Here is a 6114-nt window from a genome sequence, read left to right as displayed (position 1 = left end):
CGACAGCGGTGCGCCAAGATAGGACAGGTGATAGTAAATGCCAAAGCCGCCGCCGCGCGCACGCTCCTGCGCATCGGTGAAATTGCGGATATAGCCAAAATTATCGTCCGGCCAGACAATCGTCACATCATCCGGCACCTGCAAGCCCTGGCGATATAGCGGCAAGACCTCCTTGTACGCACAAAACATCTGCGGCGCATCGGGCAGTGCATAGCGCTTCAGCAGCCCGCGCTGGTCGGTGAAAATCTTCTGCAACAGCGCCACCCGCTCCGCATCCGTCTTCGCACCCTGCACCGACGAATCATGAATGCCGCGCATGCCCAGCGTGTAGATATTCTCGTAGCGCCCGTTGGACACCATCCGCTCTTCCCAGTAGCGCAGCACGCCTGGCCCGTTGCTCAAATAATTGTAATCGGCGGCGGGCGCCTTCCATTCGCCCACGTTATTGCGCAGCATCGGCTCCGCATGGGAAGAACCCATCACAATCGAATACCTGTCCGCCAGCGCGGCATTGCGTGGATCGGCGTTGAACGGCGGCGTTCCGGGATGCATGGCGGGCCACAGCATATTCGCGTTCAACCGCAGCAGCAGTTCGAAGATGCGCCCATAAGTGCGCGGCCCAATGCCTCCGCTTCCCGGCTCAAATGCGTGAGCGGCCCAAGGCTGCATGCCCCAGTCTTCGTCATTAATGAAAATGCCGCGATACTTCACCGATGGCGGTCCGAAGCGCCGCGTGCCCGCGGCCACATAAAGCTGCCGCTGCCGCGTCACCGGCACGTCCGCCCACCAGTGCCAGGGCGAGACGCCCATCGCCTCGGACAGTTCATAAACGCCGTACGCCGTCCCGCGAGGATCGCTGCCTGCAATCACAAGCGCCCTGCGCAGGCCAGGCATCGGCGCATCGACGGTGGTGATGACGAAACTCTCCCAGGCACCGCGCAGGCGCGAAGCATCCAGCTTGCCGCTGGCGGCCAGCTTGTCGATCAAAGCGCTTTTGCCAAGCGTGCCGACCAGGATGGCCGTCGCGCCCCGTGGCGCGGACGTGGACCACGCCGGCTTACGGCCCGTCACGCGCTCGACATCCGCAGTCAGGTCCCGCGCGGCGATACCGACTACTGGTGCGTCTGCCGGCGAATAGACGACAGGTGCACCGTCCAGCGCAAAGTCATGCGCTTGCGCGGTGGTGTGAATCCAATCGGCAGCCCGCGCCGGTATGGCGCAGGCCACCCAGAGCAGCGCTGCCGCCAGCCAGCCTTTATTTGCGCGTAATGAGCTGCAGCGAGCTGTCATTGATTTCAAACTTCTGCGTCTTCAGCATCGTGATGACTTCCGCGCCGGCCAGCAGCACAGGGCCATAACCATGCGCCGCGAAGACATTCACCGGGCGGTAGTAATAGAAGGCGGGATCGAAGGCCATGCCGGTGCCGACACAAGTACCTTCAACCTGGCCTTTCTCATTCACTTTGCTGGCGACCGCATTCCAAGCCAGCATGACCGTCGGCGCGTAGGCGGCGCGGTCGATATAACCCTTGTTAATGGCACGAGCCATGGAATAAGCGTAGATCGCGGTTGCCGAAGTCTCCAGATAAGTGTCCGGACGATCCAGCAGCTGATGCCAGAAACCGGTGCCATCCTGATACGACACCAGCCCCTTCACGTGAGCGCGCAGCTGCGCCAATACCGCGTTGCGGCCCGGATGATCTTCCGGCAGCGCGTCCAGCACCTCGACCAGCGTCATCACCGCCCAGCCATTGGCGCGCGCCCAATGGAATTCAGGATGCGCGTCCATGCCCTGCACCCAGCCGTGCATATAGATGCCCAGTTGCGGGTTGAACATGCGCTGCGAGAATTGCTGGATCTGTTTGACCGATTCGTCGAAGTATTTGCGCTCCCCCGTCAGTTTGCCCATTTGCGCCCAGGCCGGAACGCCCATGAACATATCGTCCAGCCACAGCGTATCCGGCTGCGGACGCATGCGCGCCAGGGTACCGTCGGCCAGGCGATGTTCCTTGCTGCCGATGAAGCTGCGGCAGGAATCCAGCAGCGGCGTCACGTCCGCCTTCAGGCCGGTTTGTTTGGCCTTGATGAACGACACGCACAGCGCACCGATATCGTCCAGAGCATGGGGTTCCAGCGTGCGCTGCACCGGCGACTTGGCCTGGGGGTTAGCGCGCAAACGCGCCAGCGTTGGCTTGGCCAGGTCGGCCAGCAGCGTAATCCGCTTGTAGCTGTAGTCGGTGAAGCGCCTGTCGCCAATTGCGGCGCCCGCAGCCAGCATACCGGCGTACGTCACGCCCCATTCGTAGCTGGTCAGGCGGAAGTCGCCGGGGGCGAAAACGGTGTCGTCATTGAGCTTGCTGAAGTCTTTCACTTCCTGCTTGGTCTTGCTATCGATGACCTGCGCGGGCGTGACCGCATCCAGATACGTGTAGACGCGGTCCAGGACCTTGGTCACGTCCGCCACGGCAGGCGTACCGTATGGCGTTGGATAGTCGACCTTCATCGCGTGCAGCGGCGCAGTCACGTCGTTGGCGGGTCCTTGGGCGGCAAAGGCGGGCAGACTCAGTGCCACCAGCACAGCGGCGAGGTTGGTGTTTCGATTCATGCGTATGTCTCTCTTTATTTTCACTTCAACTGATAAACCTTGAAATCGCTGATCTCCTGATGCGAATGCGTGGTACGGAAACCAAAGTGGCCAGAGCGCAGCGGCGCTGGATCACGCCAGGAAAAATACTCCTGGCCGTCGACGGTCATTCGCGTGCAGCCCTGATATACCGTGATCTGGATCGCATATTCGCGGTTAGCCTGCAGCAGGTGGGCTTGATCCGTGAGATCGCCCAGCAGCACCCGCTCGCCCTTGCCATCGTACTTGCGGAAGCGCGTGGTGGTGTTGGTATTGCCGCCGATGCCCACATAGTAGAGGCTTAGCGCGTCGTATTGCTTGAACGTGCCGTCGCGCGTGAACAGGTTTGTGTTCTGCGGGTCGGAAGCCATCCAGAATTGATTCAGGTCGGACAGGCGGTCATTCGGGCCGCCTGCCATGATCATTTTGCGCTTGTAGCTGATCTGGATATCGCCTTGCAGTTCGGGTTTGAACCAGACGGTGGCATCGCCCGGCAGGTCCATCATCAGCTTGCCATCGCGCACGGCCACCTGCGCGTTTGGCGTGGGGCGGTACTCTGGCACCCATTGCGCGAGGCCGCCGCGGAAATCGTCGGCATACAGCAGCTTACCGGGAGTGCCACCGGCGCAAGGCTCGGCGCTCGCGGCGCTGGCCATGGTCGGCGCCAAGACAATGGCCGCGGCACAGGCCACGGCCACGGCGACGGCGCGCGAGGCCACGGGAGCGGCAGCAGCAGTCGCGTGAGCGGCGGACGGCGACGGAAGGCGTGACGCCCGGCTCATTTCGCGGCCCTCCGTTCGGGCGTCTCTGCGGGCGGCAACTCAAGCGGCAGCGCGTTGGCGCAAAGTGCGAGGATTTCGATGATCGTCATGCCCGACTGCGACGCGTCATTGGTCGAGACGCCCGGCGCCTCGTGCACAGGATTCAGGGACTCGGCGCCGTCAATCAGGCGCTGGTCGGCGCCGCGATAGCGCGCCAGTGCAGCCGCCGCGCGGCGGGCGTAGGCAGCGTTGCCGGTCTGGGCGTAAGCATAGGCCGCCAGGCGAGGCCCGCCCTGCCCTTTTTCGACATATTCAGCATCCGCGCCCTCGGCGTTACTGACCTTGTCCTTTTCCAGCACATCGCCCGGCGCGCCACCGAGACGGGAATACTGCAGCCAGGCGCGGGCGAAATCGTCGCGCCCCAGCAATGGCACCAGCTCGAACATCACTTGTGCGCCGCCCTGGATAGTGGCGAGGTTGTAATTCACCGGAACCTGCTTGCCCTCGACCGGATCGGGGATCGGCATCAGCTTTCCGGTGGCCGGATCGTAGCCAACCGTCATGCTGCCGCCGCCCTTGAGTGGGCCGACCTTCTTGCCGCCCAGCTGCGGATTCAGGCCATTGCGCACGCCGGAACGCAGCCAGTAAGGCATGGCGAGAATCGAATCCACGCCAGCATTGATGCGGTCGCGCCAGCGCGTATCGCCTGTACGCTCCCATTCGGTCATCCAGTTCCCTGCCAGCACGAACCAGTCCGGGCCAATGCGGATACGGCCCGGATATTTCGGGTCCTGCGGCAGCACCGGCTGCGCCAGCCGCATCGGGTCGTGAGCGATCACCGACAGATCGGACTTCAGCTGCTCGCGCATGATGTCTCCGATGCGTTCATCCGCGGTCAGATAGTAGTAAGGCCGCCAGTGCGCGGATTGGCTGATGCGCGCTTCCTTCGCACCATCGCCCCACTTCACAACGTTGTGGCGCGAACCCAGGCCCGCCATTGGACCGATGTGATAGACGTTGGTTTCGCTGGTATTGCGCGTCAATGCGGCGGCCATGCGGAACACGTCGGCCCGTCCGCTGCGCAGGAAGCTGTACCAGAGCCACAGTGGCGTGCCCAGTTCCGTGTTGTCCCAGGCGTGACCGCCGTAATCGTAGTACCAGACGTGGCCCGCGTTGTTGTAGCTGTGGATGAAATCACCGTAGTACCAGAAGCCATACCAGTAGCGTTCATCGATCTGCTGTTTGTAAAAGTCCAGCATGGAATCGAGGCGGCGCTCCATCTCGGCCTTTAGCGGGGTGGAACGGTCCGGCAAGCCCCACACGCCGAATACGCCCGCTGCGTGAATGTATTCCGGCGCTGCGGTCAGCAGCGGGGGCTGGGCAGACGCTTGCGCCATCGCGGACAACTGCTCTTTCTGCGGCACGCCTGCAGTCGGGTAAATCGTCAGCTCGCTGGTACGCGCCACGCCGTAAGCTTTGCTCATGCCCTGCTGGACGTCTTCATAGGTCGCGGCCAGACCATGTGCGCGAGTGGCGTAATGGCGCATATCCATTGCCGGTGCATCGGGTGACCACAGCCATGCGGTCACCCGAGCCGTGTCACGCGCGGCATCGTTCACTTCCAGCCCGCTGGGGTAAGACTGCCAGAAGTCCTTGATGCTCAGTGCGAGCCCGCCACTGGTGTCGCCAACATAAGCCAGACCCGAAGCGCGCTTGCCCGCATTGCTGAAAATCCAGCTGCTCTTGCCATTGGTGCGTTTGTGGATGGTGAAGCCGTCCGGCGCCGGCTGCACCAGCTTGTAGTCGCTCCAGATGGCATATTGTTCCTCGCCCGGCTCATAGAATTTTCCGCCGTCGATGCGCTGGCCGGCCACCTGCTGCGGATTGCCCGCTCCCGGCTGGATCGGCTCGGACCACATGCCGCCATCCTGCCCTGAGAAGCGCACATGGCGGTTCCACGACTTCTCGCGCAGCGGCACGGCAAAGCTCAGGCCTACGCCGCGAATGAAGTCACGCTCCTGGTCACCGTCGTAAGTCAGGGTGTGAACCATGCGGATGTTATCCACGCCTGCATAGAAATACAGACGCACGCTGAACGGCAGCCATTTGCGCTGTCCCTGCTGCGCCTTGTGCACACCTTCAACCTTCACCACCGCGCGAACGGGACCGGATTGTTCGACGGTGACTTTGCTGATCTGGCTGAGATAGCGGTCGCGCTGCGGTGCCGTGCCGGATTCGACATCCGGACCGCGCTGGGAGATTGCGACCAGTTGGCCGACACGCGCAACCTCCCGGCCATCAATGCTGATAGCGTCGATCAGGTTGGTGCCGGAAGTATGCAGGCGGGCCTTCATGGCGCCGGTGTCGATGTCGATAACGCCGCCCTGCTGTTTGAGCGTCAACGACGGTCCTTCGGCGGCTGTAGCGCGGGCCTCCAGCCGCAAACTGGCCGGTGCTGCGCGCGTCACCGTCGCGAAGGCGCTCCACTTCAGGGACCCGTCCGGCCAGTAGGCAAGCGGCCAGGTTTGCAGCGGCAGAGCTTTGCCATCCGGGCCAGTAAGCGCGAACACCTGCTCCTTGCGGTATTGCCCTTGTGGCCAAGGCACGCCCCAGCTGACGCCAGTTGGCTGCACGGGCGCAGTTTTATCGAGCCAGGTCAGCGCAACGGCGGCTGTAGCGGGAGCGATGCTGCCTGCGTCTGCACTGAGCCAGTCCCTGACCGGATTGGCC

At 62.9% G+C, this 6114-nt stretch carries 4 protein-coding genes; all 4 read right to left on the bottom strand.

Annotated elements, in window-relative coordinates:
• Nucleotides 1-1290 (bottom strand): glycosyl hydrolase 115 family protein (locus AB4Z11_RS19825; protein ID WP_442027110.1); only part of this gene is annotated, 1290 nt, incomplete at its 3' end.
• Nucleotides 1256-2605, bottom strand: coding sequence for a glycoside hydrolase family 88/105 protein (locus tag AB4Z11_RS19820; protein ID WP_442027109.1), 1350 nt, complete (start codon nucleotides 2603-2605; stop codon nucleotides 1256-1258). The genes AB4Z11_RS19820 and AB4Z11_RS19825, both read right to left, overlap by 35 nt.
• A gap of 20 nt (nucleotides 2606-2625) precedes the next feature.
• Nucleotides 2626-3405 carry a DUF6250 domain-containing protein gene (locus tag AB4Z11_RS19815; protein ID WP_442027108.1) on the bottom strand — a complete coding sequence of 260 codons (780 nt, stop codon included), beginning with the start codon at nucleotides 3403-3405 and terminating at the stop codon, nucleotides 2626-2628.
• Nucleotides 3402-6114: exo-rhamnogalacturonan lyase family protein (locus AB4Z11_RS19810; protein WP_442027106.1), on the bottom strand; the 2713-nt coding region annotated here is incomplete at its 5' end. The genes AB4Z11_RS19810 and AB4Z11_RS19815, both read right to left, overlap by 4 nt.

The sequence above is a fragment of the Pseudoduganella sp. RAF53_2 genome (assembly GCF_052113985.1).
In the GTDB taxonomy this organism is placed as follows: domain Bacteria; phylum Pseudomonadota; class Gammaproteobacteria; order Burkholderiales; family Burkholderiaceae_D; genus Rugamonas.
The sequence above is the reverse complement of the archived record's forward strand: the minus strand, read 5'-3'. Positions and strand labels throughout refer to the sequence as shown.